Genomic DNA, 26,243 nt, shown 5'->3' on the forward strand with positions numbered 1-26,243 from the left:
ACAGTGGGTGTTCGTCTGCGTCGTGTTCTGGTGGTCCCGGCCGTCCTGCTCGGGTTCGCCGCCGCCGGGTGCGGGAACAGCATCGAGGGTGCCGCGGTCGCACAGTCGGGATCGTCGGACGTCGACTCGGTGTCCTCGGGCACGTCGCCTTCCGGGGCGTCCGCGGACTGCACCGCGCTGACGAAGGCACTCGACCTGGTGTCGGACCGGCCGCATCTCACCGAGGCCGTCCTGCCCGGATCGACCGATCCGACGTGCTCGTGGTCCAAGGGGCCGACCAACGTCATGAGCACCATCACCGCGTCGGTCAAGCCGCAGGTGACGGATCCTGCCGTCCTCGTCGAGATGCGGAACGGAACCAACGTCGTCCCCGACCCCCGGTCCGCCGAGTTCGGCGGGGTGGTCCTCGACGTCGTAGCCATGGCGCTGCTCACCCCGGAACACAGCATCATCGTCAACGCGCTCGACCCCTCCGTCAGCGACGCGACCAAGCTCGACGTCGCGTTCGCGATCGCGGAGTATCTGGAGAATTAGGTCCCCACTAGGCTGGGGGCCATGAGTGAGCAGCGCAGCAAAGCGGACAACATCAGCTGGCAGGGGTTCTCCACCAAGGCCGTGCACGCAGGATTCGACCCGGACCCGCAGACGGGCGCCGTCAACGTCCCGATCTACGCGAGTTCGACGTTCGCGCAGGACGGCGTCGGCGGCATGCGAAACGGATTCGAATACGCCCGCACCGGCAACCCCACCCGACGACCGCTCGAGGCCAACCTCGCCGCCCTCGAGTCGGGCACGTACGGTCGCGCCTTCGGCTCGGGCATGGCCGCCACCGACTGCCTGCTCCGTGCCGCGCTCCGCCCCGGCGACCACCTCGTCATCCCGAACGACGCCTACGGCGGAACGTTCCGCCTGATCGACAAGGTCTTCACCCAGTGGGGCATCGAGTACACGCCCGCCGCGGTGTCCGACGTGGACGCCGTCCGGGCAGCCATCCGCCCCAACACCAAGCTCGTGTGGGTCGAGACGCCCACCAACCCGCTCCTCAACATCGGTGACATCGAGGCACTGTCCGACGTCGCGCACGAGGCAGGAGCGAAGATCGTCGTCGACAACACGTTCGCCTCGCCGTACCTGCAGCAGCCGCTGCAGCTCGGCGCCGACGTCGCGCTGCACTCGACCACCAAGTACATCGGCGGACACTCCGACGTCGTCGGTGGCGCACTCGTCACCAACGACGAGGAGCTCGACACGGCGTTCGCGTTCCTGCAGAACGGTGCGGGCGCGGTCCCCGGACCCTTCGACGCGTTCCTCACGCTCCGCGGCATCAAGACCCTCTCCCTGCGCATGGAGCGGCACAGCGACAACGCCGAGAAGGTCGTCGAACTGCTCACCGGGCACCCCGCGGTGTCCCAGGTCATCTACCCCGGACTCGAGTCGCATCCCGGCCACAAGGTCGCGGAGAAGCAGATGCGCCGCTTCGGCGGCATGATCTCGGTCCGCCTCGCAGGCGGCAAGCAGGCTGCGCTGGACTTCTGCTCGCGCACCGAGATCTTCACGCTGGCCGAGTCGCTCGGCGGTGTCGAGTCGCTGATCGAGCACCCGGGCGCCATGACCCACGCCTCGACCGCCGGTTCGCTGCTCGAGGTCCCGGACGACCTGGTGCGCCTGTCCGTCGGCATCGAGGATGCCGCCGACCTCGTTGGCGACATCGAGCAGGCACTGAAGTAGCAGGCGGCTTCGCCGCCCGTGCGTGGTTGACGAGTCTCTGGACTCGTCAACCACGCACGGGGCGCGGAGCGCCCTATGCTGGCCCGCGTGGAGCCTGTCACGCTGGATCAGATCAGAGCAGCTCGTAAGCTGCTGGACCCCGTCATGCGCCGGACGCCGGTGATCGCGTCCCGGGCGCTGTCGGAACGATGCGGGCACGTCGTGTCGTTGAAGTGCGAAAACTTACAGCGCACAGGGTCTTTCAAACCGCGCGGTGCGTACAATCGGATCGCGAACCTGTCGGTCGCCGAACGGGCCTGCGGGGTGGTGGCGGCCAGCGCGGGCAATCACGCGCAGGGCGTGGCCTGGGCGGCCACGGAACTGGGTATCCCGTCCACCGTGTTCATGCCAACCGGCGCACCCCTTCCGAAACTCGTCGCTACCAAGGCGTACGGCGCCACCGTCCACCTCACGGGCGACACGGTGGACGACGCGCTCGTCGCCGCGAAGGAGTTCGCGAACGAGACCGGCGCCGTCCTCATCCACCCGTTCGATCACGTCGACATCGTCGCCGGACAGGGGACCGTGGGGCTCGAGATCCTCGAGCAGGAACCCGACGTCGGCACGCTCGTCGTCCCGACCGGTGGCGGTGGACTGATCGCGGGTATCGCCGCGGCGGTGAAGGCCACCCGGCCCGACGTGCGGATCGTCGGCGTCCAGGCCGAGCAGGCGGCCGCCTGGCCGCGTTCGCTGGCGGAGGGCCGCCCGATACCGCTGGAGACCATGTCGACCATGGCCGACGGCATTGCGGTCGGCCGGCCCGGCGACGTTCCGTTCGCGCACGTCGGCTCGCAGGTCGACGCCATCGTCACGGTCAGCGAGGACGCCCTGTCCCGGGCGCTGCTGCTGTGCCTCGAACGCGCGAAGCTCATCGTGGAGCCTGCGGGCGCGGCCGCGGTGGCCGCGTTGATCAGCTGCTCGACGGACGAGCTGGGACTCACCGGGAAGGTGTGCGCGGTGCTGTCGGGTGGCAACATCGACCCGTTGCTGCTCACCCATGTCGTCAATCACGGTCTCCGGGCTGCCGGACGGTATCTCGGTGTGCACGTGACCATTCCGGACCGACCGGGTGGTCTGGTCAGTCTCCTCGGCGTGATCAGCGGCAACGGCGCCAGCGTCGTGGACGTCGTCCACTCCCGCACCGGTGGCGCGCTCGCGCTCGACGAGGTGGAGGTGTTCCTCACCGTCGAGACCCGTGGTCCCGGACACCGGCAGGATCTCCTTGACGCCCTGCGCGACGCCCAGTACACGATTCGGCTGCAGGAGTAGCCAGGGCTAGCTCGGCCACCCGCCCAGGGTGATCACCCGGAACTCCTGATCCACCAGCCGGGCAGGCAGCTCGAGGTTGGTGAGCCAGTCGATCGCACCGCCGCCCATACCGACCGCGGCCGTGCTCGACGCGTGCGCGGTGGTGCACGACCCGGCCACCACGGACACGGTCCGCCACAACGAGATCGAGTCGGGGTGCAGGGGCTTGACGGTGCTGGCGGTCGCGACGGCCGCACCCGACGGGATCGACACCTGGCACGTGGGGTCGCCCGGCAGGTCCTGGACCTGAACCTGCCAGCCGCCCGGTGGTGTGGTCCCGGCGGTGGCGATGTCTCCGCCGAGCGCGACCAGGACACCGCACCCGAGCAGTTCCGCCGTCGTCGACGCGCAGTGGTCGGCGGAACTCGCCCGCGCGGTGGCCGTCAGGTCGAGTTCCACCCCGGCGGGGAGCGTGACCTCGGTGCCGTCGACGGTGATCGACCGCCACGACTGGGGTGCGGGGGCCGACGCCGTGGGGTCGAGTGCGCCCTCCGTGGTCCGCGCCGCGGCGAGGGCGTCGGTGAGGAATCGCGCGAACATCGGTGTGACCGTGTTTCGGCCTTCGTCGAGCGAGCGGATCTCGGCGTCCGCGCGGTCGCGGTTGACGGCGGCATCGGTGGCCGCGAGGTAACCGCGGATCAGGTTCGACGCCGAGTTCAGGGCGTCGGGGTCGGTGACGACGATGCGTGCGTGCACACCCCAGGTGGACCATTCGGTTGCGCTGCGTGCGCGGGTCATGTGGTGGTTCTCCGGTCGCGCGATGTCAGGAACCGCTGGAGACGGCGTCCGGTGCGCCGAATCCGGCCGAGACGAGGGGCGCGGCCACCGTCGAATCGGGGGTTGCGGGGTCCGCCGCCGCCGCCATGCCACCGCCGGCGACCAGTCCGGCGATTCCGGCTGCCGCCAGGACGCGGCGAACGGGAAGCAGGCGGGAAATCCGTCGGTCTTCACTCATGCCGACCAGCTTCCCCGAAGAACCTTAGAACAACCTGGGAAGAATCTGTCTGTCCTCGCCGAGTGCGCACGAGTGCAGTGCACTCCCGGCGTGTCGCATGCAGTTGTGCGCAGTCGCGCCCGACAGCCGTCGGTGCACGAGGTGGAGGAGGTCCGGCCGGGTGAGGGTCTGACACTGCGGGACCTGCGCACCGGTGACCTGCACGCGATCAGGGAACGAACCGCGAGCCGGCAATTGCACGTCGGGAATCCGATCTGCGCCCGCGTCGTCCCTGCGGGTGACACGTGGCAGATCTTCGGAGGAATCGAGCCGATCGCGCCGGCTCACCGCGCGCCACTCCTCGAGATGTTGGACGACGAGACCACGGATCCGGCCGACCTGGTCGTGATCCTCAGCGAACGTTTCGTGCCGGTGCGTGGGTGACCGAGGCGACGTGATTCGCCCGGTGCCGCGCTCCCGCAGGTCACGGTAGGAGACGGATCAATCCCGCAGAATCGCCTCGCACCTGCTGTGCCCCGTCGTAACGTGAACTCACTCGGTTAGGTGCACCGAGGAGGAGGAGCGCACGTATGTCAGTTGATGCAGCGGCGATCATCGTGGCGATCACCACCGCAGCGGGGGCCATCGTTCAGGGAGCGGACATACCGCAGCCGGTGAAAGATCAAGCAGCCGAAGCAATTCAGGTGGTCGAGCAGGCCTCACCCGACGTTCAGAAACAAGTTGACGAAGCGATATCGACCCTCCCGGAACCGGCCCGCGTGCAGGCCGAGCAGATGGTGGCCCAGGCCTCGGATGTGGTGAAGCAGGCAACCGACCCCTACATTCCATCGCCGCCCGCCGTCGAGGCGGCGCCGCCGCCCGCCCCGGTTCCCCCACTGGCACTCCCGGACCCTCCACTCGACCAGCCCCCCGCGATGAGCGCCCCCGACGTCGGCACGGCGATCGGGGGCCTCGCCGCTCTGCCCGGGGTTCCGGCCCTGATCAGCGGACTCGGATCGCTGATCCCGTCCGTCCCCGCCGGCTTCCCCGGTGTCTCGCTCGCGCCGGTCGGCGCCATCGCCGTCTTCGCGCCGTGGATACGGAAGGCCGGGTCGCTGTGCGAGGGCATCAAGCCGCCGACACTGGCGGCCCTGTACTCCGTCGAGAACGGTTTCCGTTACGGCGCGAACTCGCCGGTGTCCCGGGCAGGGGCCCGCGGTCCCGGCCAGTTCATGCCCCCTGCCTGGGCCAAATATGGCAAGGACGCGGACGGCGACGGCAAGGTCGACATCAACGGCGTCGCCGACCCGATGATGGCGTCCGGTCAGATGCTGTGCGACCTGTTCGGGCAGATCGAGGGCTGGAAGAAGGAGGGTGTGGTCAAGGGTGACACCCTCGACCTCACGATCGCCGCCTACAACGCCGGTGCGGGTGCGGTCCGTACCGCCGGTGGCATGCCCGCCGGCAAGTTCGACTACGAGCACGAAACGCAGCCGTACGTCGCGCGGATCCGATCGCTGGAGGAGTCGTTCGCACGGATGCTGTCGCCGTTCTTCTACGGTGCGGCCGCCGGTGACACGAGCCGGGTCGTCGAGGCGGCCATGCGGTTCATCGGGCTGCCGTACGTGTGGGGCGGCGGCAACATCAACGGACCGTCCGGCGGCGGTTTCGACTGCTCCGGACTGACCTCGTTCGCCGTGTACGCCGCAACCGGCGTCAAACTGCCCCGTACGTCGGAAACGCAGTGGAATGTGGGTGTGGAGGTGCCGCTGTCGCAGGCCAGGCCCGGAGACCTGCTGTTCGGCAACTGGCAGTCGGGCGGGCCGGGACACGTCGCGATCTACGTCGGCAACGGCCAGATGCTGCACGCCCCGACGACGGGTGACGTGGTGCGCATCGGTCCCGTGTTCGCCGACATGAAGGCCCGCAGGGTCTTCTGATCCCGATCCCGGGCGTCACAGCAGAAAACTCCGGCCCGGGCACTGGGCCCGGACCGGAGTTTTCGGCGGTGGATCCGAGATCAGCTGTGGTACGGCTCCGCGCTGACGAGCGTCACCTTCATGCTGCTGCCGTTGGGCAGCGTGTATTCGCGGGTTTCGCCGACCTTCGCCTCGAGCAGTGCGCCACCCAACGGGGAGTTGGGGGAGTAGACCTCGAGTTTGTTGTCGCGTGCACCCTCTTCGCGGGTGGCGATCAGGAACGTTTCGGTGTCCTTCTCGTCGCCGTCGTAGTACACCTTCACCACGGAACCGGGCAGTGCGACACCGGACTGGGTGGGCGCTTCGCCGACCTTCGCGCTGTTCAGGAGTTCCTGAAGCTGGCGGATGCGTGCCTCCTGCTGACCCTGCTCTTCGCGGGCCGCGTGGTAGCCACCGTTCTCCTTCAGATCGCCCTCTTCGCGACGCTCGTTGATCTCGGCGGCGATGACCGGACGATTGGCAATGAGCTGGTCGAGTTCGCTCTTGAGCCTGTCATGTGACTCCTGGGTCAGCCAGGTCACCTGGGTCTCGGTCATCTCGATCACTCCCTCGTAGTTGGAGCCGCCGGGCTCCCTCGACAGACCACTGCAACAGCAGTGATCAACGGCTCGGCAGAATTCGACGGCCGGGGCCGTTCGATTTCCGCCTTGCCGCCAATGCAGCAATACACGGTTCCAAACCGGAACCGTGTACCAGGCGATTCTAGCACGATCGGGGAGCGCAAACCCCGAATAACCCGAACGGTCGCTCGGGTGCGCCGGTGTCAGCCGCGGGTCAGATAGGCGGGAACGTCCAGGCTGCAGCCGTAGATGTCGCCCATCGCGGGCGGGCGGGACGTGTAGACGGGGGCGGTGACTTTCACCGTCTGGTCTTCCCCGCCGGCGATGTAGACCTCGCGCCGGCCGGTCTCGGAACCGTCCTTGGACCGGGAGCGGACGATGCAGACCGCCGCCTGTGACGGATCCTCCCGGGTGACGGTGAACGTGATGTCCAGCTGCGAATCACTCACCAGATCGAACGACGTGGCCTCACTGTCGATCTCGGAGACGGCGAACTTGTCGTAGGCGACGAACGCCACGATCACACCGACGACCACGACCGCCGCGGACAGCGCCCACACGAGCCAGCGCTTCGGGCGCGCAGGCTTTGCCGCGGCTGTGTATCGGCCCGGGGGAAGCGTTCTCGTCATTTCTCAACTCTCGTACCGCTCCGGTTCCACGTAACTCACAGCACTCGAGCGGGGGCACGGCTGCAAGCGGAACTCTCGGGTGGAACTATAGAGGACGTGCGTCAGTGCGCCGTCAGCGATGGCGGAGGGCGAGAGCGCGCGACACGGACAAGCCGGCAACGGCTACTGGCGAAGTTGAGGTGAACGAATACGTGAGCGGATTCCGGCTCATGGCCGTCCATGCCCATCCCGACGACGAGTCGAGCAAGGGTGCCGCGACAACGGCCCGTTACGCCGCAGAGGGCAACGAAGTGAAGGTCGTGACGTTGACCGGGGGTGAACGTGGCGACATCCTCAACCCCGCGATGGACGTCCCCGGGGTGCGTGACCGCATCCACGAGGTCCGCATCGAGGAGATGGCCGAGGCCGCGCGCATCCTCGGAGTCCAGCACCAGTGGCTGGGATTCGTCGACTCGGGTCTGCCCGAGGGCGACCCGAAGCCGCCGCTTCCGGAGGGCTGCTTCGCGCTCGTTCCGCTCGAGGAGTCGACCGAGGCCCTGGTGCGGGTGATCCGCGAGTTCCGTCCGCACGTCATGACCACGTACGACGAGAACGGCGGCTACCCGCACCCCGATCACATCCGCTGCCACGAGGTGTCGATGGCCGCGTACGAGGCCGCTGCCGACCCGGAGCGGTTCCCCGACGCCGGGGAACCGTGGAAGGTGCAGAAGGTCTACTACTCGCACGGCTTCATCCGGAAGCGTCTCCTGCAGTTCCAGGAGGAGTACGACCGCCGCGGCGAAGAGTTCCCGATGGCCGAGTGGCTCAAGAAGTGGAAGACCGAGCAGGGCGACCTGATGGCACGCGTCACCACCCAGATCACGTGCGGCGACTACTTCCCGCAGCGTGACGACGCGCTGCGGGCCCATGCGACGCAGATCGACCCGAACGGCTCGTTCTTCGCGGTTCCGCTCGAAATCCAGCAGAAGATCTGGCCGACCGAGGAATTCGAACTCGCCAAGACCCGGGTCACCACCTCCATCCCGGAGAACGACCTGTTCGCGGGCATCACCGAGGACGGACAGCCGTGAATGCGTTGACCGTGAACCTGTTGGCCGGCACGGCGGACGTCCTGGCGCAGACGCCGAGCACCCCGTCGGGTCCGGAGTTCGGCAAGGCGTCGCCCATCGGCCTCGTCGTCATTCTCGCGCTGCTCGCGGGTGTGGTGCTGCTGGTGCGTTCGATGAACAAGAAGCTCAAGAACCTGCCCGAGACGTTCGAGCCGGAGCATCCCGAACCGGACCAGGAAGTGGACGAGGGCACCGACCGCGGCGCGATCCACGGTGGCGGGGCGAGCAGCACCGAACCGCCGAAGCCCACGGACACCCCACCCAACCTGCAGAAGTAGTCGAACAGGAGCTGGAGATGGACCCACGCGCACAGAACACACTCGGTGGGTCCACCAGCCCCTATCTGCGACAGCACGCCGACAACCCTGTGCACTGGCAGCAGTGGGGTCCGGAGGCGACCGAGTGGGCGCGCGAGCGGGACGTCCCGATCCTGTTGTCGATCGGATACTCGGCGTGCCACTGGTGCCATGTGATGGCCCACGAGTCCTTCGAGGACGAGGCGGTGGCGTCGCTGATGAACGAGCATTTCGTGTGCGTCAAGGTCGACCGCGAGGAGCGCCCGGACCTCGATGCCGTGTACATGAACGCCACGGTCGCGATGACCGGCCAGGGTGGCTGGCCGATGACGTGCTTCCTCACTCCCGACGGCGCCCCGTTCTACTGCGGCACCTACTACCCGGCCGCGCCGCGTGGTGGGATGCCGTCGTTCACCCAGCTGCTGGGAGCCATCGCCGACACGTGGCGGGACCGCCGCGGTGACGTCGACGACGCGGCCGCCTCGGTGGTCGCCGAACTGCGCCGGGGAGCCGGTGGCATCCCCGAGGGGGATGTCCAGGTGGATGCGGCCCTGCTGGACGCGGCTGCCGGAGCCGTGCTGCGCGACGAGGACGCCGACCGCGGCGGGTTCGGGGGAGCCCCCAAGTTTCCGCCGTCCGCGCTGATGGAAGGCCTGCTGCGCACGTACGAGCGATCCGGTGCCGAGGAGGTGCTCGGCGTCGTGGCGCGGACGGCGTCGGCGATGGCGCGCGGCGGCATCTACGACCAGCTCGGCGGCGGTTTCGCCCGGTATTCGGTCGACGCCGCGTGGGTGGTGCCGCACTTCGAGAAGATGCTCTACGACAACGCCCAGCTGCTGCGCGCGTATGCGCACCTGGGCCGGCGCACGGGCTCGGACCTGGCCGTCCGTGTCACCGAGGAGACCGTCGAGTTCCTGCTGCGCGATCTGCGCACCGACAACGGGTCGTTCGCGTCCGCCCTCGACGCCGACACCGAGGGTGTCGAGGGACTCACGTACGTGTGGACCCCCGCGCAGCTCGTCGAGGTCCTCGGTCCCGAGGACGGGGAGTGGGCGGCCCGGGTGTTCGCGGTCACCGCCGACGGGACGTTCGAGGCCGGCACGTCCGTCCTGCAGCTTCCCCGCGATCCGGACGACTGGGACCGTTGGAGCCGGATCCGGGGCACGCTGCTCGCGCAGCGTGCGACGCGGCCGCAGCCGGGACGCGACGACAAGGTGGTCACCGCCTGGAACGGTCTCACGATCACCGCGCTCGCCGAGGCCGGTGCCGGGCTCGGCAGGCCGGAGTGGGTGGCCGCGGCCGCCGACTGCGCGCGTGCGGTGCTGGGATTGCACGTCGTCGACGGGCGCCTGCGGAGGGCGTCCCTGGGCACGTCGGTGGGCGAATCGGCCGGGGTGCTCGAGGACTACGCCTGCCTGGCGACGGGCCTCCTCGCGTTGTATCAGGCGACCGGCGACAGCGAGTGGCTGACGCATGCACAGGCGCTGCTGGACCGCGCCCTGATCCATTTCGCCGACTACGAGCGGCCGGGAAGCTGGTTCGACACCGCCGACGACGCCGAGTCCCTGGTGACCCGTCCCCGGGACCCGGTCGACGGTGCAACGCCGTCCGGTGCGTCGTGTCTGGTCGAGGCGCTGCTCACCGCGGCTGCGGTGGCCGACGGGGAGGCGTCGGGACGGTACGCGACCGCCGCCGCCGAATCGCTCGACCGGGTGGCACTGCTGCTGGAGCGCGCACCGCGATCGGCCGGGCACTGGCTCGCCGTGGCGGAGGCGTCGGTGCGCGGCCCGATCCAGGTGGCCGTCGCAACCGACGGCGATTCCGTCCTGCTCCGGGAGGCGCGCAGACTCGCTCCCGGTGGTGCCGTCGTGGTCGGCGGCGAACCGGACTCGTCACCGCTGCTCGCCGACCGGCCGCTGGTCGGCGGCGCGTCCGCGGCGTACGTGTGCCGCGGGTTCGTGTGCGACCGCCCGGTATCGACGGTCGCAGACCTGGGTGCCGCGTTGAGCCGGTAGCCGGCCTACCGGAACACCACCAGCCACACGGCGATGTAGTGGCACAGGGCGGCGATGACGGTGGCGGCATGGAAGAACTCGTGATGCCCGAACGTGGTCGGCCAGGGGTTGGGCCACTTGGTGGCGTAGAGGATCGCGCCGACCGAGTAGAGGATGCCGCCGATCAGCAGCAGCACCATCGGGACGACGCCGACCTCGTGCGTCAGTTCGGGCGCGACGGGCACGATGGCCCAGCCGAGCAGCAGGTAGAGCGGCACCCCGACCCAGCGCGGTGCCGTCGGCCACAGCATTTTCAGTGCGACCCCGGCGAGCGCCCCCGCCCACACGACGATCAGCAGCGTCCGGCCCGTGTCGGGCGGAAGTCCCAGCACCGCGAACGGGGTGTAGCTGCCGGCGATGAACAGGAAGATCATCGAGTGGTCCGCGCGCTTCATCCAGGTGCGGGCCGAGACGGTGTTCCAGTGGATGCGGTGGTAGGTGGCGCTGACCCCGAACACACCACACACCGTGAGGCTGTAGACGGCGGTGGCGAGCGCCGCTTCCCCGGACACCTGGGTGCCGGAGAGTGTGACGAGGACGATGCCGGCTATCACGGAGACGCCGAACGCCCACAGGTGGATCCACCCTCGCAGTCGGGGCTTGACGGGCAATTCGTCGAGGCCGAAAGCGGTCACTGAACACCTCTTCTCGCTGTGCGTGGCACTAACCTACGCAACCGTAGGTTAGCTTGTGGTGAGAGCGTACCCGTCGGTAGCAGGAAGTCGTGCGCTGTGTGACGGCCGTCGCGGATCACCTTCGGCTGCGGCGTAGTCTTGCGTGTCATGGTGATCTCCAGGTGAGTGCGCGAGGACTGCTGTACAGCATCTACGAGCGTCGGCTACTCAAGCGGCTCGACGGTCTACAGCACCCTCGGCACATAGCCGTGATGTGCGACGGCAACCGGCGGTGGGCCCGGGAAAACGGCTTCGAGGACGTCAGTCACGGCCACCGCATGGGCGCACTGAAGATCTCCGAGATGCTCGGCTGGTGCGACGCCGCGGGCATCGAGATGGCCACCATCTACCTGCTGTCCACCGAGAACCTGCGCCGCGACCCGGGGGAACTCGACACCCTGCTCGAGATCATCACGGACGTCGTCGAGGAGATCTCCGGCCCCGACAAGAACTGGAGCGTCAAGATCGTCGGCGCCCTCGACCTCCTGCCCGCCGAACAGTCGCGGCGTCTGCGCGACGCGGCCGCCGGGACCGAGGGACGCACCGGCACCCACGTCAACGTCGCGATCGGCTACGGCGGCCGCCAGGAGATCGCCGATGCCGTGCAGTCGCTGCTGAGTGAGAAACTCCTCGCGGGACTGTCGGGCGACGACCTCGTGAAATCGATCACAATCGACGGTATCGACGGGCACCTCTACACGTCCGGCCAGCCCGACCCCGACCTCGTAATCCGCACGTCGGGGGAGCAGCGGCTGTCGGGGTTCCTGCTGTGGCAGAGCGCCTACTCCGAGATCTGGTTCACGGAGGCGTACTGGCCCGAGTTCCGCCGCGTCGACTTCCTCCGCGCGCTCCGCGACTACGCCGCCCGGCACCGCCGCTTCGGCGTCTGACGTGAGCGGCGAAGCGTGCCGGAACACACGTCGCCACTCACCTACAGCTTCCGCAGCCGCAGCCGGTTGATCGAATGATTGGCGTCCTTGCGCAGCACGAGCGTGGCACGCGGACGCGTCGGCAGGATGTTCTCCACGAGGTTCGGCCGGTTGATGTTGTGCCAGATCTCCTGAGCGGCAGCCGTCGCGTCCCGGTCGGACAATCCGGCGTAGTGGTGGAAGTGCGCGTCGGGGTCGGAGAACGACGTCTTCCGCAGCGCGAGAAAACGCTGGATGTACCAGTTCTCGATGTCCTCGATGCGGGCGTCGACGTAGATCGAGAAGTCGAACAGGTCCGACACCATCAGCCGCGGTCCGGTCTGCAGCACGTTGAGACCCTCGATGATGAGGATGTCGGGCTGCCGGATCAGGTGGTACTGGCCCGGGATGATGTCGTACGAGATGTGTGAATAGACCGGTGCGGCCACTTCCTCGGCCCCCGACTTCACCTCGGTGACGAACCGCAGCAGCTTCCGGCGGTCGTAACTCTCGGGAAAGCCCTTGCGGTGCATGATCCCACGGCGGTTCAGTTCGGCCGTCGGATACAGGAAGCCGTCAGTCGTCACCAGGTCGACGCGCGGGTGGTGCTCCCACCGCGCAAGGAGGGCCTGGAGGACACGGGCCGTGGTGGATTTGCCGACCGCCACACTGCCGGCGACGCCGATCACGAACGGCACCTGCTGGTCGGGGTGCTTCTCGCCGAGGAACGTCGCGGTCGCGGCGAACAGTCGCTGCCTGGCCGCGACCTGGAGGTGGATGAGACGCGACAGCGGCAGGTACACCTCCGCGACCTCTTCGAGGTCGATCTGCTCGCCGAGGCCGCGCAGTCCGTACAGCTCTTCCTCGGTCAGGACTAGTGGCGTCGACTTACGCAGTGTGCGCCACTGCTTCCGGTCGAATTCGACGTACGGACTGGACTCGCTCGTCCGCGCCATCAGTTCCGCTCACACTCGGGTACACGGGGGAGTGAGCGGTCCATGCCCAGAATCTCTGCCGTCGTCGTTGCGCTGGCGAGTAGCGGTTGCATAGTCGGATTGTGCTTGGTGCCACAGGCTGCGCTGTCGGCGGGTCGGGAAGACGCGTCTGCGACTAAGGTCGGACGGCATGGAATCCGTTTCGTTCGTACGCGAATACTTGCTGCTCGGGCTGGGTTTCGACCGGCTGGAGGAAGGATTCGTCGACGCGTATACCGGCGATCCCGCACTACGCAGGCAGGTGGAGAACGCGCCGAAGCCCGATCCGCGCGACCTCGCGCGCACGGCGGCGACCCTCCGCGCGGAATTGCCGTCGGCCGGATTGTCCGAGGAGCGGACCCGGTTCCTCGACGTCCATCTCCGCGCCCTCGAATGCTCGGGGCGAAAGTTCGCGGGCGACGACGTCGGCTTCGTCGACGAGGTCGAGGCGTACTTCGACGTCCGCATCGAACGCGGCGACGAGGAGCAGTACCGGGAGGCGCACAGGAAGATGGACGCCGTGCTGCCCGGAACGGGGCCGCTCGCCGAACGCATCCAGGCCCACCGTGCGAAGGACGAGATCCCCGCGGACCGGTTGCAGGAATGTGTCGACGCCTTCTCGAGTGCCCTGCGCGACCTCGTGCGGGAGCATTACGCACTGCCCGACTCGGAGGTCGTGGAGTACGAGGTGGTGGGCGACAAGCCGTGGTCGGGGTTCAACTATTACCTCGGCGACTACCGGTCCCGGGTCGCGATCAACTCCGACCTGAAGCAGCACATGTCGAACCTGCCGCGGCTGATCGCGCACGAGTCGTACCCCGGCCACCACACCGAGCACTGTCGCAAGGAAGCCGGACTTGTCGGGTCGGGACAACTCGAGCAGACGTTGTTCGTCGTCAACACCCCGCAGTGCCTGATGGCCGAGGGCCTCGCGGACCTCGCGCTCGAATCGATCGTCGGGTCCGACTGGGGGCTGTGGGCGCAGGCAATCTACGCCGACCTGGGCCTGCGATTCGACGGTGAGCAGGCGCAACGCCTGTCCGGCGCGTCCGGGCAGCTGCTCGGTGTGCGGCAGGACGCGGCGATGATGCTGCACGACGAGGGTCGCAGCCACGACGACGTCGCGGCGTTCCTGCAGCGATGGAGTCTGTCGACCCCCGAGCGGGCACGGCAGTCGCTGCGGTTCCTGTCGTCGCCTCTGTGGCGGGCGTACACCAGCACCTATGTGGAGGGATACCGGCTGCTCGGTGGCTGGCTGGCCGAGGTACCCGTCGGTGCGGAGCGGTCGGAGCGGTTCCGTCGACTGCTCGACGAGCCGCTCGTGCCCAGCGTCCTGCGCGCCGGTGAGGGGTACCTCACCGCGGGCGGTTAGGAAGTCCTCACGGGTACTTCGTAGACTGGGAGCATTCGTTTCCGCATCCAGCTTGGAGATCCCTCGATGACCGCTGTGCCCGGTACCGACGTCAACACGGCCCCCCTCGCCGAACTCGACCCCGAAGTCGCCCAGGCCATGGCAGGTGAGCTGGCCCGTCAGCGCGACACGCTGGAGATGATCGCGTCGGAGAACTTCGTTCCCCGCGCGGTCCTCCAGGCGCAGGGCAGCGTCCTCACCAACAAGTACGCCGAGGGATACCCGGGACGCCGCTACTACGGCGGCTGCGAGCACGTCGACGTCGTCGAGGATCTCGCCCGTAACCGCGCCAAGGAACTGTTCGGCGCCGACTTCGCGAACGTCCAGCCGCACTCCGGCGCGCAGGCCAACGCGGCGGTCCTGATGGCCCTGATGAACCCGGGTGAGAAGCTCCTCGGCCTCGACCTGGCGCACGGCGGTCACCTCACGCACGGCATGAAGCTGAACTTCTCCGGCAAGCTCTACGACGTCGAGTCGTACGGGGTCAGCAAGGAAGACCACCGCATCGACATGGACGAGGTCCGCAAGATCGCCGTCGCCGCGCAGCCGAAGGTCATCGTCGCCGGCTGGTCCGCCTACCCGCGTCACGAGGACTTCGCCGCGTTCCGGTCGATCGCCGACGAGGTCGGCGCGTACCTGTGGGTCGACATGGCGCACTTCGCCGGCCTGGTCGCGGCCGGCCTGCACCCGTCGCCCGTGCCCTACGCCGACGTCGTGTCCAGCACCGTCCACAAGACGCTCGGCGGGCCGCGCTCCGGCCTGATCCTCGCCAAGCAGGAATGGGCGAAGAAGCTCAACTCCGCCGTCTTCCCCGGCCAGCAGGGCGGGCCGCTGATGCACGCCATCGCCGCCAAGGCCGTCTCCCTGAAGATCGCGGGCACCGAGGAGTTCAAGGACCGTCAGCAGCGCACCCTGACCGGCGCGAAGATCCTCGCCGAGCGTCTGACCGGCGCGGATGTCGCCGACAAGGGCGTCAGCGTCCTCACCGGCGGCACCGACGTCCACCTCGTGCTCGTCGACCTGCGCAACTCGCAGCTCGACGGCCAGCAGGGTGAGGACCTTCTTCACGAGGTCGGCATCACCGTCAACCGCAACGCGGTGCCGTTCGACCCGCGCCCGCCGATGGTCACGTCCGGCCTCCGGATCGGTACCGCGGCGCTCGCATCGCGTGGATTCGGGGACGAGCAGTTCACCGAGGTCGCCGACATCATCGGCACCGCACTCGCCGGATCGTCCGACGTCGAGACGCTGAAGTCCCGCGTGTCGAAGCTCGCCGCCGACTTCCCGCTGTACGAGGGTCTCGAGGACTGGCGCCTGATCTAGGCGGCTCCGCCGCCCGTGCGTGGCCTGCGAGTGCAAGGACTCGTTAACCGCGCACGGGCGCCGCAGGCGCCTCCGCGTAACTTGATGTTCACCGACACGCCCGCCGCTCGCACGGCCGTCCGGCGTGTTTGGCAGTACCGTCGGGGGTAACAGGCAGCGGGGAAGTTGCTTGTACGGGAGGTCCTGATCGTGGCTGACACACTCAGTGCGAGGGGGCCGGCGCCCGGCCCTCGTGTGGTGACACACCAGGGACGGACCGGTCCAGCGAACCGAGTTTGCGTGGGTGCCACGCAGACCTAGGAGCCAACGTGACTGCTTCACGCTCCGTCTCAGCCCGCGTCGGACGTTCGTCCGCCGCCCCCAGGAAATCGTCGGATTCTGCAGTTCGTACATTCGTACTCGACACCTCCGTACTGCTGTCCGACCCCTGGGCCGTCACCAGGTTCGCCGAGCATCGTGTGGTGCTTCCCCTCGTCGTGATCAGCGAGCTCGAAGGGAAGCGGCACCACCACGAGTTGGGATGGTTCGCAAGAGAATCGCTGCGCATGCTCGACGACCTCCGGCTGGAATACGGTCGTCTCGACCAGCCCGTGCCGATCGGCACCGAGGGCGGCACCTTGCAGGTCGAGCTGAACCACACCGACCCGTCGGTTCTCCCGGTCGGATTCCGCACGGACAGTAACGATTCGAGGATTTTGGCCTGCGCCCTGAACCTCGAGGCCGAGGGCGGTGACGTCGTCCTGGTCAGCAAGGACATCCCGATGCGTGTGAAGGCCGGTGCGGTGGGTCTTCCCGCCGACGAGTACCACGCCCACGACGTCGTTCCGTCCGGTTGGACGGGTATGACCGAACTGGATGTGGCGTCCTCGTCGATCGACGAACTGTTCTCCGAGGGCGTCGTCGACCTGGAGGAAGCTCGGGAGTTTCCGTGCCACACGGGTATTCGGCTGCTGGGCGGTTCGTCGAGCGCACTGGGCCGCGTGAACGCCGACAAGCGGGTGCAGTTGGTGCGGGGGGAGCGTGAGGCATTCGGTCTGCACGGACGTTCGGCCGAGCAGCGGATCGCCCTGGACATCCTGCTGGACGACAGTGTGGGCATCGTGTCGCTGGGCGGCAAGGCGGGCACCGGCAAGTCGGCGCTGGCGTTGACGGCGGGGCTGGAGGCGGTGCTCGAGCGCCGTACCCAGCGGAAAGTCGTTGTCTTCCGGCCGCTCTACGCGGTGGGCGGGCAGGAACTCGGCTACCTGCCGGGTAGTGAGAGCGAGAAGATGGGCCCGTGGGCCCAGGCGGTCTTCGACACTCTCGACGGCCTTGCCAGCACCGAGGTGATGGACGAGGTGATCAGTCGCGGCATGCTGGAAGTGTTGCCACTCACGCATATTCGCGGACGGTCATTGCACGATTCGTTCGTGATCGTGGACGAGGCGCAGTCGCTGGAACGCAATGTGCTGCTCACGGTGCTGTCCCGGCTCGGCACCGGCTCCCGGGTTATCCTCACCCACGACGTCGCGCAGCGCGACAACCTGAGGGTCGGACGTCATGACGGTGTGGCCGCGGTGATCGAGAAGCTCAAGGGGCATCCGCTGTTCGCGCACATCACGTTGACGCGCAGTGAGCGTTCGCCGATCGCGGCGCTCGTGACGGAGATGCTGGAGGAGTTCGGTCCGACGCCGTAGGCGCCTGCCCCGCAGCGTGATCCGCCCGATGCCGCACGATCCGTGCGGCATCGGGCGGACACTTCAGAAGGCGCGCACGATCCCTTTGAGCGTGCCCCACAGGAAGTCCCGGCTGCTGAAGTAGTCGCGCCAGACGGCGATCTTGCCGTCCTTCATCTCGAACGTGCCGCACACCCAGAATTCGCTGCGCAGCCGCTTGTAGATCAGGACGTCCGTGCGTTCGGTCAGCACGGCCGTACCGTCGCCGGCGATGTGGTGCAGGCGCACGTCGAATCCGACACCGGGGCGGCTCATTCCGCGGAGTATCCGCATGACGGCGCCGAGGCCGCGGATCTTGGGCAGCGACACGTTGTGCCACACGATGTCCTGGTGCAGATACTGCTGCGCGGCGTCCGGGTCGCCTGCGACGAGTGCGTCCAGGAATGCCCGGACCACCTGGACATCTGCCGTGTCCGTTCGAGCGGTTCCCGTGGGTGCGTGCGAGTTCGTGCTCATGATCTTCTTCCCGTCGATGTGTCGGCTCAGCGGACGAATGTACCCCGGCCTTCCGTGTCGTAGAACTCGAGTGTGACGTTGTTGCCGGCGAACGTCGCCTTCGAGATGGTTCCAGGTGGGGCGTTCTCACCGCGGGGTGTGAAGGTGAAGGTGTCGCCGTCCCAGTGGGTGAGTGGGAAGGTCTGCCCGGCGGGCCCGAGTTGGAGCGTCAGCGCACCGTTGCTCTCGGTGACGACGGCGGGGCCCCAATACGGGTTGCCGTAGGTGCCGGCGTAGGTCGGGAGGGGTTGCGGCGGTGCTGGGTTCGCGGGGGCCGTCTGGCCGACGAGACTACCCTCGGGCTCGTCCATCGGCGCGATCGCCTGCCGGTACAACGACCTCCAGTCCTCACGGATCTCCCCGAACTGGACGAGGTCGGCGAACTCGGCGGTGAGGGACTCGGGAATGCCGATGGGCGACCCGTTGGTCAGCGCGACGATGGCGACGTCGGCGGACGGTATCGCGACGAAGTTCGTCGCCACCCCGAGCTGGAACCCGCCGGAGTGGCTGAGGGAGACCCGCCCTGCCGGGGTGGTCGACACGTTGAACCCGTACCCGTACGACCCCGGACGGCTGTCCATCGACCGCGGTGGGCTGGACACCATCTGAGGACTGACCGCGGGGAGCAGCGCCTCGGGTGACACGATCTCCTTGCCCTCGAACGTTCCGTCGGCCAGCAGCATCGCCAGCCATTTGCCCATATCGTTGACGGAGGAGCTCACCCCGCCTGCAGGGGACTGGGCGTCGGGGTCGCGTACCGCGTCGGCGACGTACTTGCCGTCGACGAGCTGGTGCGCGACTGCGCGGTCGCTGCGTGCCTGATAGTCGGCGAATCGCGAACTCGTGGAGGACATCCCGAGCGGCCGGTAGATCGTCTGCTCGGACAGCGTGGCCCAATCTGTCCCGGACGCCGCCGCGACGGCCTCCGCCGCCGCGGTCAGGCCGAAGTTGGTGTACTCGTAGGTGATCCGGAACGGGTTCAGCGGTTCGAGCCGGAGCTTGTCGAGCACCTGCTGCTGGTTGTAACCCAGGTCCTCGAGCAGATCGCCGGCGTGGTCGGGCAGCCCCGATCGGTGCGAGTACAGATCGCCCACCGTGACGTGCTCGGTGACCCATGGGTCGGCGAGCGCGAAACCGGGCGACTTGGACACCACGGGAGTGTCCCAGCCGACGACGCCGGCATCGACCTGATGCGCCACCACCGTGGACCCCACCGATTTCGACATCGACGCCAGCTGGAACACGGTGTCGGCGTCCACCTTCTGATCGGTGCCCGCCTCGCGCACGCCGAACCCCTTCGCGTACACGGTCTGCCCACCGTGGACGACGGCGATCGCCATACCCGGCAGCCCGGAACTCTCCATCAACTCGTTCGCCAGTTCGTCGAGACGGCCCACGGCGTCGTCGATCTGACCGTCGGGGATGTCGACGCCCGCGACCGTCCCCGGGTTCGGCGGCTGCGACGACTCCGAGGTGGGGCTCGCGTCGGAACCGGCGTCGTCGGAGCCGGAGCCGCAACCCGTCACGAGTGACCCGCCGAGCGCGAGAGCCGACAGAAGTATCGTCAGGTTCCGCTGTCTGCGCATGGGTGATCCTCTGCTCGGGCCCGGGGTAACCGTGAACTGCCAGCGTAACGACTGCAAGCCCATGACCAGGCTGTTTTCGTCACAACGCCGCCGTTGTTCCCGTCGAATTCACCAGTGGTCGACCCGGCGCCCGGGCGCGGACGCTACGGTGTGCGGATGCCGATTGAAAAGAACGACTCGCAGCTGCTCAGTGAGCTGGCCCCGGTGGTGGACGAAAACCTGACACGTCACATCGCCGAGGCGGACGGCTGGCAGCCGCACGATCTGGTCCCGTGGGACCAGGGCAAGAACTTCGCGTTCATGGGTGGAACGGATTGGTCGGCAGATCAGTCGACCCTGAGCGACGTCGAGGCGCTCGCGTTGACCGTGGGTGTGCTGGTGGCGGACAACGTCCCCGCGTACCACCGGGAGATCGCCAAGCACCTCGCCCAGGTGGGTCCGTGGTGGCGCTGGGTGGGCCGCTGGACCGCGGAGGAGAACCGGCACTCCATCGTGCTCCGGAACTACCTGATGGTGACGCGCGCCGTCGACCCCGTTGCCCTCGAGCGCGCCCGGATGGACGAGATGGTCCGCGGCTACGCGATGCCGCCGATGCACCTGCTCGAGATGCTCGCGAATTCCGCGTTCGAGGAGAAGGCCGCGGCGGTCCGTCATCACAACACGGCGGCACTCGGCGAGGACCCGCTGGTGGCAGTGATCGCCGAGCGGCTGGCCACGGACGACGAACTGCAGTCGCTGTTCTACCGGAACATCGTCGAGGCCGCGTTCGAGCTGGTACCCGACCAGACGATGCGGGCCATCGCGTCGCGGATCGAGGCCTTCGACGTACCGAGCGTGGCCCTGCCCGGCGGAACCGACAGCACCGCGGTGCTCGCCGAGGCCGGCATCTACGACCCCGCCCAGCAAGGGGAGAAGGTGTTCGCCCCGCTGCTCCGCTCCTGGAACATCGCCGGGCGCTCCGATCTCGGCCCCGAGGGCGAGAAGGCCCGCGACGAGCTGTCCGCGCTGCTGTAGGACTTCTGCGGCGAGAGGGCCCGCACTCGAGCGAGTGCGGGCCCTCTCCGTCGGCAGGGTCAGTCCTCGACCTTCGCCATCGCCAGCACGTCGAGACGCTTGTCGAGTTCCTCCTCGCTCAGCTTGTCGCCGATCAGACCACGGTCGACGACGGTCTCGCGGATGGTCTTCTTCTCCTTCAGCGCCTGCTTGGCGACGGCCGCCGCCTCCTCGTACCCGATCGCGGAGTTCAGTGGCGTCACGATGGACGGCGACGATTCCGCGAGGGTCTTGAGGTGCTCGATGTTCGCGACGAGCCCGACGACGCACCGGTCGGCGAACAGCCGCGTGACGTTGGCCAGCAACGTCAGCGATTCGAGCAGGTTCCGCGCCATCATCGGGATGTAGACGTTGAGCTCGAATGCGCCCGCGGCACCGCCCCAGGCGACCGCGGCATCGTTGCCGACCACCTGTGCGGCGACCTGGGTGGCCGCCTCCGGGAGCACCGGATTGACCTTGCCGGGCATGATCGAACTGCCGGGCTGCAGGTCGGGGAGACGGATCTCGCCGAGACCGGTCAGCGGTCCCGATCCCATCCACCGGATGTCGTTGGCGATCTTGGTCAAGGACACCGCGATCGTGCGCAGTGCGCCGGACGCCTCCACCAGGCCGTCCCGCGCCGCCTGCGCCTCGAAACTGTTCTTCGCCGGTGTGAGGGCGTCGACACCCGTCGCCTTGACCAGTTCGGCGACGACCTTCGGGCCGAACCCGTCGGGGGCATTGAGCCCCGTTCCGACCGCGGTGCCGCCGATGGGCAGCTCACCGAGCCGGGGAAGGCAGGCCACGACCCGCTCCATCCCCGCCTCCATCTGGCGGGCGTAACCGCCGAACTCCTGGCCGAGGGTCACCGGAACGGCGTCCATGAGGTGGGTGCGGCCCGACTTCACGACGGTCTTCCACTCGGTGGACTTGTCGAGCAGGGCCAGGCGCAGGTGGTCGAGGGCGGGGAGGAGGTCCTTGACCGCGGACTCGGTGGCCGCGACGTGCGTCGCGGTGGGAAAGGTGTCGTTGGACGACTGCGACATGTTGACGTCGTCGTTGGGGTGGACGACCACGCCGTTCGCCGCGGCGATCGACGCGATCACCTCGTTGGCGTTCATGTTGGAACTGGTGCCCGAGCCTGTTTGGAAGACGTCGATGGGGAACTGATCGTCGTGCTTGCCTTCGGCGATCTCGCCCGCCGCCGCGATGATGGCGTCCGCCTTCTCGGCGTCGAGGAGGCCGAGGTCCTTGTTGACCTGCGCGCAGGCTGCCTTCAGCAGACCCATTGCACGTATCTGGGTGCGCTCGAGACCTCGACCGCTGATCGGGAAGTTCTCGACGGCGCGCTGAGTTTGCGCGCGCCACAGGGCATCCACGGGCACCCGCACCTCGCCCATGGTGTCGTGTTCGATCCGGTACTTCTGCTCGTTGCTCTCGGTCATGCGTCAAACATGCCACTTCCGAGCGCGTCGTGGGGCGCTCCCCGTGCGCCTTTCCGGTAGCCGGAGCCACCGGAAAGGCGCACGGGCAGCGGAGCTGCCTAGAACGTCGGCGGAACGGCGCCGTCTTCGCCCGTGAAGTCCACGGACGAGTACTCGCGCAGCTTCTCGAGACGGTGGTACGCGTCGATCATGCGGACGGTGCCCGACTTCGACCGCATCACGATCGACTGGGTCGAGGCGCCGCCGCCGTAGTAGCGGACACCGCGGAGCAGGTCGCCGTCCGTGACGCCGGTGGCGCAGAAGAAGACGTTCTCACCGGACACGAGATCTTCGGTGGTGAGCACGCGGTCCAGGTCGTGGCCTGCGTCGATGGCCTTCTGACGCTCGGCGTCGTCGGTGGGGGCCAGCCGGCCCTGCAGCGAACCACCCATACAGCGCATGGCGGCGGCGGCGATGATGCCCTCCGGCGTGCCGCCGGTGCCGATCAGGATGTCGGTGCCCGACTCGGGCCGCGCGGCGGCGATCGCACCCGCGACGTCGCCGTCGGAGATGAGACGGATCCGGGCGCCGGTGTCCCGGACCTCCTGGATGAGCCTGGCGTGCCGGGGACGGTCGAGGATGCAGACCGTCACGTCGGAGGGGGACGCCTTGCGGACCTTCGCGACGCGCTTGATGTTCTCGGCGACGGGCGCTGTGATGTCGATGACATCGGCGGCGTCGGGGCCGACGGCGATCTTCTCCATGTAGAACACGGCGGACGGGTCGAACATCGCGCCGCGCTCGGCGACCGCGAGGACGGCGATCGCGTTGGGCATGCCCTTCGCCATCAGGGTCGTTCCGTCGACCGGGTCGACGGCGAAGTCGCAGTCGGGTCCGTCGCCGTTGCCGACCTCTTCGCCGTTGAACAGCATCGGGGCTTCGTCCTTCTCGCCCTCGCCGATGACGACGACGCCGCGCATCGAGACCGAGCTCACGAGCTGGCGCATGGCGTCGACGGCGGCGCCGTCGCCACCCTCCTTGTCGCCACGGCCGACCCAGCGACCGGCAGCCATCGCACCAGCCTCGGTGACTCGGACCAATTCCAGAGCAAGATTTCGGTCCGGGGCCTCGCGGCGACTCGAAGTGGTGCTAGCCGTCATGGGCAGTGCCTCCTGGTGCAGTCACGGTCGACGTTGTACGTCGACGCTGTGTCGGTGGCCGTCGGCCGCCGAGTGTCGAGTGGATCTCGCTGCTGATTCTCCCAGAAAGAAGTGTGACGTGCGCTGCTGGGGCGCGAATCACGAGACCGAGAATCGTTGTTCCGGGACCGACCCTGGATACTGGTGGGCGTGGCATCCGATAAACCCCGCATCCTGCACAACAACCGCGACATGGTGTGGTCGCTCGTACCCCTTGTCCTGTTCTGCGTACTGATCGCGGGTATCGCCAGCCAGTGCACGTTCAGCCCGGGCGGACCCACCAGTGGCCCGATCCCCAGCTTCGACGTCGACGCGGCGCTGAAATACGACGCACAGGACCTTCCGTTCCCGGTGCGCAAGCCGGAGACGCCGGAGGGCTGGACGCCCAACTCGGGCAGCCGCAGCATCGTCAGCGGCGACGGCGGCGGCGATTCGAGCACCGTCGGCTTCATCACCGAGGCCGGCCGCTACATCCAGCTGACGCAGAGCAACGCCGTCGAGACGGTGCTCGTGCCGTTCGTCGCCGGCGGTCCGCGTACGGCGACGGGAACCGAGGACGTCGCAGGTCACAGCTGGATCGTGTACGGCGGGGAGGGTGTCGAGCCGATCTGGGTCTCCGACTTCGGCGACGTTCGGCTCCTCGTGACGGGCAGTGCATCACCCGAGGCGTTCGAGCAGCTCGCCACCGCCGCGGCCGACGCCCCGATCCTCGCCGCCTGACGATCAGTCGAGGGTCAGTCCTCGTCGTCGGCGTGGGCGAGGGCCGTCTCGACGCGCTTGCGTGCCCCGGCGAGGTGCTCCTCGCAGCGTTTGGCCAGGGCCTCGCCCCGCTCCCACAGCGCGAGTGACGCGTCGAGGTCGAGGCCGCCCTGTTCGAGCACCTTGACCACGTCGACGAGTTCGTCGCGCGCCGCCTCGTAACCGAGCTCCGCGATGTCGGTGTCGTTTCCGGTGGGCTTGCTCATGTCCTACTTGTCCTTTCCCATCACCGCGGCACGGATTGCGCCGTCGGCGACTCGAACGCGAATCTGGGTGCCCGGTGGGGCGTCGTCGACCGAACGCAGTACCTCGGGATCGCCGTCGGGCACGATCCGCTGAACCACGGAGTAGCCGCGGGCCAGGGTCGCGGCGGGCCCGAGGGTCGTCAGCCGTGCACGAAGGTGCTCGATCGTGGTGCTCTCCGCGGCGATCGCCCGGCTGATATCGCGTCGCCCGGCCTCCCACAGTCGCTCGACCTCGTCCGACCGGTGGTCGAGTGCGCGCAGCGGGTCGGCGAGCACCGGCCGGCTCCGCAGCTGGGAGATCAGGTCCGACTCGCGCTGCACCCAGTTGCGCAGCGCCGCCGCGCTCCGTGACCGCAATTCGCCGACGAGTGCCTGCTCGGCGACGGCGTCCGGCACCACCCGCTTGGCGGCATCCGTCGGTGTCGCGGCCCGCAGGTCGGCGACGTGATCGCTGAGCGGACTGTCCGGCTCGTGGCCGATGGCGCTGACCACCGGAGTTCGGCAGGCGACGATCGCGCGGCACAGCGTCTCGTCGGAGAACGGCAGCAGATCCTCCACACTGCCGCCGCCGCGCGCGAGGATGATCACGTCGACGTGCGGGTCGGCGTCCAATTCCTTCAACGCGTCGAGGATCTGCGGAACGGCGGTCGCGCCCTGCACCGGGGTGTTGCGGACCTCGAAGCGCACGGCGGGCCAGCGGCGCTGCGCCACACTGAGGACGTCGTGCTCGGCGGCGCTCGCGCGACCGGTGATCAGCCCGATGGTGCCCGGCAGGAACGGCAGCGGACGCTTCAGCCGAGGGTCGAACAGACCCTCCGCGGCCAGCAGCGCGCGCAACCGCTCGATCCGGGCGAGGAGTTCACCGATCCCGATCGCGCGGATCTCCGTCACCCGCAGCGAGACCGACCCTCGGCCCGTGTAGAACGACAACTTGCCGAACATCACCACCCGGCTGCCCTCGGTGAGCGGGACGGGGGAGTTCTGCAACAGCTGCGGGGAACAGGTCACCGACAGCGACATGTCGACGGACGGATCCCGCAGCACCAGAAACGCGGTCCGGGTTCCCGGACGCGCGTTGATCTGGGTGATCTGCCCCTCGACCCAGACACTCCCGAGCCGGTCGATCCACTGTGCGACCTTGGCCGACACGGTGCGGACCGGCCAGGGCTGCTCGGCGGTACTCGGTCCGGTACTGGTTGCGCGGGGCTGTGCGGAGGTCACTTCGCCTTGGCGGAGGTGATGCGGTTGGTCAGCATGGTCTGGAACGGCGCTCGTGCCAGGGTCGCGTTCTCGTAGTCCAGCAGCGTCGTGAGGTCCTCGACGGACAGGCTACGCAGGCGCGCCCGCAGCTGGGCGAGCGTCAGCGTGCCGTAGTCGAGTACGACGGCGATCTCGGGTTCGGCCACCGTCGGCGCGGAGGTCGCGGCCTTCTTGCTCGCCGCCTTCACGGGGGTCGAGCCGTTGGTCGCGGCGGCGGGAGCAGCCTTCGGGGTCGAGACCTTCTCGGGTGTGCTCTCGTCCTGCGGGCTCAGCGAGTACAGGGCGAACCGGCCCGGTCCGGCCGGCCGCTCGTCGGTCACGCCGTCGACAACGGGTTCCGGATCGGTGTCGTCGTCGAAGACGGCCCAGGCCGGCTGCTCGTCGTCGTGGGTCCAGTTGATCAGTGCGAAAGCCTGGTCGCCCTTGATGGCCAGCGCCGTCATGGACTGCTGAACACGCATCGTGGTCTGCAGCACCTGACTGACCGCGGTCATGGGCAGGGTCGCCGCGGTGGTCGGCAGCTTCCTGGCCTCTTCGACGGCCGTCACGGCGATTCCAGCGGCGACACGCGCCACGAAGGGGGGACGAATCATTCCCACAGC

General features: G+C 68.3%; 27 protein-coding genes. 14 read left to right on the forward strand and 13 right to left on the reverse strand.

Annotated elements, in window-relative coordinates:
* Positions 1 to 3 precede the first annotated feature (3 nt).
* The 3 genes from RHA1_RS28535 (at position 4) to ilvA (ending at position 3,036) form a co-directional block, all read left to right on the forward strand.
* Positions 4 to 534, forward strand: a complete 531-nt coding sequence (locus RHA1_RS28535) for a hypothetical protein (protein ID WP_011597944.1) — start codon at positions 4 to 6, stop codon at positions 532 to 534.
* A gap of 21 nt (positions 535 to 555) precedes the next feature.
* Complete coding sequence (locus RHA1_RS28540; RefSeq protein ID WP_009479093.1) at positions 556 to 1,728, forward strand: cystathionine gamma-synthase; 1,173 nt, start codon at positions 556 to 558, stop codon at positions 1,726 to 1,728.
* A 75-nt stretch (positions 1,729 to 1,803) separates the two neighbouring features.
* Positions 1,804 to 3,036 (forward strand): threonine ammonia-lyase, encoded by a 1,233-nt coding sequence (gene ilvA / locus RHA1_RS28545; RefSeq protein ID WP_011597945.1) that lies wholly within the window; start codon positions 1,804 to 1,806, stop codon positions 3,034 to 3,036.
* Between the two features lie 6 nt (positions 3,037 to 3,042).
* On the opposite strand, the gene RHA1_RS28550 is transcribed toward ilvA, so the two are convergent.
* The gene (locus tag RHA1_RS28550; protein ID WP_011597946.1) at positions 3,043 to 3,813 is read right to left on the reverse strand and encodes an FAD:protein FMN transferase; all 771 of its coding nucleotides are present in this window, start codon (positions 3,811 to 3,813) and stop codon (positions 3,043 to 3,045) included.
* A 25-nt stretch (positions 3,814 to 3,838) separates the two neighbouring features.
* Positions 3,839 to 4,030: a hypothetical protein gene (locus tag RHA1_RS44705; RefSeq protein ID WP_009479096.1), complete on the reverse strand. Its 192-nt coding sequence runs from the start codon at positions 4,028 to 4,030 to the stop codon at positions 3,839 to 3,841.
* A gap of 90 nt (positions 4,031 to 4,120) precedes the next feature.
* Between RHA1_RS44705 and RHA1_RS44710 the strand changes: the two genes are divergently transcribed.
* Both RHA1_RS44710 and RHA1_RS28560 read left to right on the forward strand, forming a co-directional pair.
* On the forward strand, positions 4,121 to 4,453 hold the full coding sequence (locus RHA1_RS44710; RefSeq protein ID WP_237726969.1) for a nucleic acid-binding protein: 333 nt from the start codon (positions 4,121 to 4,123) through the stop codon (positions 4,451 to 4,453).
* Positions 4,454 to 4,599: 146 nt separating this feature from the next.
* Complete coding sequence (locus RHA1_RS28560; RefSeq protein WP_011597948.1) at positions 4,600 to 5,949, forward strand: C40 family peptidase; 1,350 nt, start codon at positions 4,600 to 4,602, stop codon at positions 5,947 to 5,949.
* Positions 5,950 to 6,029: 80 nt separating this feature from the next.
* On the opposite strand, the gene greA is transcribed toward RHA1_RS28560, so the two are convergent.
* The gene (greA, locus tag RHA1_RS28565) at positions 6,030 to 6,524 is read right to left on the reverse strand and encodes a transcription elongation factor GreA (RefSeq protein ID WP_005238978.1); all 495 of its coding nucleotides are present in this window, start codon (positions 6,522 to 6,524) and stop codon (positions 6,030 to 6,032) included.
* A 227-nt stretch (positions 6,525 to 6,751) separates the two neighbouring features.
* The gene (locus RHA1_RS28570) at positions 6,752 to 7,177 is read right to left on the reverse strand and encodes a DUF4307 domain-containing protein (protein ID WP_011597949.1); all 426 of its coding nucleotides are present in this window, start codon (positions 7,175 to 7,177) and stop codon (positions 6,752 to 6,754) included.
* 191 nt (positions 7,178 to 7,368) lie between these two features.
* Here RHA1_RS28570 and mca point away from each other — a divergent pair, with 191 nt between their 5' ends.
* Genes mca through RHA1_RS28585 form a run of 3 tightly spaced genes read left to right on the forward strand, consistent with a single transcriptional unit; the run spans position 7,369 to position 10,597 of the window.
* Complete coding sequence (gene mca / locus RHA1_RS28575; protein ID WP_011597950.1) at positions 7,369 to 8,247, forward strand: mycothiol conjugate amidase Mca; 879 nt, start codon at positions 7,369 to 7,371, stop codon at positions 8,245 to 8,247.
* Positions 8,244 to 8,564: a hypothetical protein gene (locus tag RHA1_RS28580; RefSeq protein ID WP_009479102.1), complete on the forward strand. Its 321-nt coding sequence runs from the start codon at positions 8,244 to 8,246 to the stop codon at positions 8,562 to 8,564. The genes mca and RHA1_RS28580 overlap by 4 nt, the downstream gene beginning before the upstream one ends.
* Before the next feature lie 17 nt (positions 8,565 to 8,581).
* On the forward strand, positions 8,582 to 10,597 hold the full coding sequence (locus RHA1_RS28585; protein ID WP_011597951.1) for a thioredoxin domain-containing protein: 2,016 nt from the start codon (positions 8,582 to 8,584) through the stop codon (positions 10,595 to 10,597).
* 5 nt (positions 10,598 to 10,602) lie between these two features.
* Here the strand turns inward: RHA1_RS28585 and trhA are convergent, their stop codons facing one another.
* Entirely contained in the window at positions 10,603 to 11,271 is a 669-nt protein-coding gene (gene trhA, locus RHA1_RS28590) for a PAQR family membrane homeostasis protein TrhA (protein ID WP_009479104.1), read from the reverse strand.
* 161 nt (positions 11,272 to 11,432) lie between these two features.
* Here trhA and RHA1_RS28595 point away from each other — a divergent pair, with 161 nt between their 5' ends.
* A complete protein-coding gene (locus RHA1_RS28595) occupies positions 11,433 to 12,200 on the forward strand; it encodes an isoprenyl transferase (protein ID WP_009479105.1) in 768 nt (255 codons plus the stop codon).
* A 41-nt stretch (positions 12,201 to 12,241) separates the two neighbouring features.
* Here RHA1_RS28595 and coaA read toward each other — a convergent pair whose 3' ends face one another.
* Positions 12,242 to 13,174 carry a type I pantothenate kinase gene (gene coaA, locus RHA1_RS28600; RefSeq protein ID WP_009479106.1) on the reverse strand — a complete coding sequence of 311 codons (933 nt, stop codon included), beginning with the start codon at positions 13,172 to 13,174 and terminating at the stop codon, positions 12,242 to 12,244.
* A 169-nt stretch (positions 13,175 to 13,343) separates the two neighbouring features.
* Between coaA and RHA1_RS28605 the strand changes: the two genes are divergently transcribed.
* The 3 genes from RHA1_RS28605 (at position 13,344) to phoH2 (ending at position 17,602) form a co-directional block, all read left to right on the forward strand.
* Complete coding sequence (locus RHA1_RS28605) at positions 13,344 to 14,564, forward strand: hypothetical protein (protein WP_011597953.1); 1,221 nt, start codon at positions 13,344 to 13,346, stop codon at positions 14,562 to 14,564.
* 66 nt (positions 14,565 to 14,630) lie between these two features.
* Entirely contained in the window at positions 14,631 to 15,926 is a 1,296-nt protein-coding gene (gene glyA / locus RHA1_RS28610; RefSeq protein ID WP_011597954.1) for a serine hydroxymethyltransferase, read from the forward strand.
* A 308-nt stretch (positions 15,927 to 16,234) separates the two neighbouring features.
* Positions 16,235 to 17,602 (forward strand): RNA 5'-3' helicase PhoH2, encoded by a 1,368-nt coding sequence (phoH2, locus tag RHA1_RS28615; RefSeq protein ID WP_011597955.1) that lies wholly within the window; start codon positions 16,235 to 16,237, stop codon positions 17,600 to 17,602.
* Between the two features lie 63 nt (positions 17,603 to 17,665).
* Here phoH2 and RHA1_RS28620 read toward each other — a convergent pair whose 3' ends face one another.
* Together RHA1_RS28620 and RHA1_RS28625 are read right to left on the reverse strand one after the other, a co-directional pair.
* Complete coding sequence (locus RHA1_RS28620; RefSeq protein WP_011597956.1) at positions 17,666 to 18,097, reverse strand: limonene-1,2-epoxide hydrolase family protein; 432 nt, start codon at positions 18,095 to 18,097, stop codon at positions 17,666 to 17,668.
* Positions 18,098 to 18,123: 26 nt separating this feature from the next.
* Positions 18,124 to 19,722: a serine hydrolase gene (locus RHA1_RS28625; protein WP_009479111.1), complete on the reverse strand. Its 1,599-nt coding sequence runs from the start codon at positions 19,720 to 19,722 to the stop codon at positions 18,124 to 18,126.
* A 156-nt stretch (positions 19,723 to 19,878) separates the two neighbouring features.
* On the opposite strand from RHA1_RS28625, the gene RHA1_RS28630 reads away from it, so the two are divergent.
* Entirely contained in the window at positions 19,879 to 20,736 is an 858-nt protein-coding gene (locus RHA1_RS28630) for an acyl-ACP desaturase (RefSeq protein ID WP_011597957.1), read from the forward strand.
* A 59-nt stretch (positions 20,737 to 20,795) separates the two neighbouring features.
* Here RHA1_RS28630 and RHA1_RS28635 read toward each other — a convergent pair whose 3' ends face one another.
* Positions 20,796 to 22,199: a class II fumarate hydratase gene (locus tag RHA1_RS28635; protein ID WP_009479113.1), complete on the reverse strand. Its 1,404-nt coding sequence runs from the start codon at positions 22,197 to 22,199 to the stop codon at positions 20,796 to 20,798.
* A gap of 98 nt (positions 22,200 to 22,297) precedes the next feature.
* On the reverse strand, positions 22,298 to 23,338 hold the full coding sequence (glpX, locus tag RHA1_RS28640) for a class II fructose-bisphosphatase (RefSeq protein ID WP_005238998.1): 1,041 nt from the start codon (positions 23,336 to 23,338) through the stop codon (positions 22,298 to 22,300).
* Positions 23,339 to 23,527: 189 nt separating this feature from the next.
* Between glpX and RHA1_RS28645 the strand changes: the two genes are divergently transcribed.
* Positions 23,528 to 24,097, forward strand: a complete 570-nt coding sequence (locus RHA1_RS28645; RefSeq protein ID WP_041812491.1) for a DUF4245 domain-containing protein — start codon at positions 23,528 to 23,530, stop codon at positions 24,095 to 24,097.
* A 14-nt stretch (positions 24,098 to 24,111) separates the two neighbouring features.
* Here RHA1_RS28645 and RHA1_RS28650 read toward each other — a convergent pair whose 3' ends face one another.
* From RHA1_RS28650 to RHA1_RS28660, 3 genes are read right to left on the reverse strand one after another with little or no spacing between them, the layout of a single operon-like run.
* Positions 24,112 to 24,342 carry an exodeoxyribonuclease VII small subunit gene (locus tag RHA1_RS28650; protein ID WP_011597959.1) on the reverse strand — a complete coding sequence of 77 codons (231 nt, stop codon included), beginning with the start codon at positions 24,340 to 24,342 and terminating at the stop codon, positions 24,112 to 24,114.
* Positions 24,343 to 24,345: 3 nt separating this feature from the next.
* Positions 24,346 to 25,602, reverse strand: coding sequence for an exodeoxyribonuclease VII large subunit (xseA, locus tag RHA1_RS28655; protein WP_011597960.1), 1,257 nt, complete (start codon positions 25,600 to 25,602; stop codon positions 24,346 to 24,348).
* Positions 25,599 to 26,234 carry a lipid droplet-associated protein gene (locus RHA1_RS28660; protein WP_029539502.1) on the reverse strand — a complete coding sequence of 212 codons (636 nt, stop codon included), beginning with the start codon at positions 26,232 to 26,234 and terminating at the stop codon, positions 25,599 to 25,601. The genes xseA and RHA1_RS28660 overlap by 4 nt, the downstream gene beginning before the upstream one ends.
* Positions 26,235 to 26,243: the final 9 nt, after the last annotated feature.

This window comes from Rhodococcus jostii RHA1 (assembly GCF_000014565.1).
Lineage (GTDB): Bacteria > Actinomycetota > Actinomycetes > Mycobacteriales > Mycobacteriaceae > Rhodococcus_F > Rhodococcus_F jostii_A.

Coding starts and splice junctions, on each gene's coding strand:
- RHA1_RS28540 (WP_009479093.1), top strand. CDS start 556: ATGAGTGAGCAGCGCAGCAAAGCGGACAACATCAGCTGGCAGGGGTTC.
- ilvA (WP_011597945.1), top strand. CDS start 1,804: ATGCTGGCCCGCGTGGAGCCTGTCACGCTGGATCAGATCAGAGCAGCT.
- RHA1_RS28550 (WP_011597946.1), bottom strand. CDS start 3,813: ATGACCCGCGCACGCAGCGCAACCGAATGGTCCACCTGGGGTGTGCAC.
- RHA1_RS44705 (WP_009479096.1), bottom strand. CDS start 4,030: ATGAGTGAAGACCGACGGATTTCCCGCCTGCTTCCCGTTCGCCGCGTC.
- RHA1_RS28560 (WP_011597948.1), top strand. CDS start 4,600: ATGTCAGTTGATGCAGCGGCGATCATCGTGGCGATCACCACCGCAGCG.
- greA (WP_005238978.1), bottom strand. CDS start 6,524: ATGACCGAGACCCAGGTGACCTGGCTGACCCAGGAGTCACATGACAGG.
- RHA1_RS28570 (WP_011597949.1), bottom strand. CDS start 7,177: ATGACGAGAACGCTTCCCCCGGGCCGATACACAGCCGCGGCAAAGCCT.
- RHA1_RS28585 (WP_011597951.1), top strand. CDS start 8,582: ATGGACCCACGCGCACAGAACACACTCGGTGGGTCCACCAGCCCCTAT.
- coaA (WP_009479106.1), bottom strand. CDS start 13,174: ATGGCGCGGACGAGCGAGTCCAGTCCGTACGTCGAATTCGACCGGAAG.
- RHA1_RS28605 (WP_011597953.1), top strand. CDS start 13,344: ATGGAATCCGTTTCGTTCGTACGCGAATACTTGCTGCTCGGGCTGGGT.
- glyA (WP_011597954.1), top strand. CDS start 14,631: ATGACCGCTGTGCCCGGTACCGACGTCAACACGGCCCCCCTCGCCGAA.
- RHA1_RS28620 (WP_011597956.1), bottom strand. CDS start 18,097: ATGAGCACGAACTCGCACGCACCCACGGGAACCGCTCGAACGGACACG.
- RHA1_RS28625 (WP_009479111.1), bottom strand. CDS start 19,722: ATGCGCAGACAGCGGAACCTGACGATACTTCTGTCGGCTCTCGCGCTC.
- RHA1_RS28630 (WP_011597957.1), top strand. CDS start 19,879: ATGCCGATTGAAAAGAACGACTCGCAGCTGCTCAGTGAGCTGGCCCCG.
- RHA1_RS28635 (WP_009479113.1), bottom strand. CDS start 22,199: ATGACCGAGAGCAACGAGCAGAAGTACCGGATCGAACACGACACCATG.
- glpX (WP_005238998.1), bottom strand. CDS start 23,338: ATGACGGCTAGCACCACTTCGAGTCGCCGCGAGGCCCCGGACCGAAAT.
- RHA1_RS28650 (WP_011597959.1), bottom strand. CDS start 24,342: ATGAGCAAGCCCACCGGAAACGACACCGACATCGCGGAGCTCGGTTAC.
- RHA1_RS28660 (WP_029539502.1), bottom strand. CDS start 26,234: ATGATTCGTCCCCCCTTCGTGGCGCGTGTCGCCGCTGGAATCGCCGTG.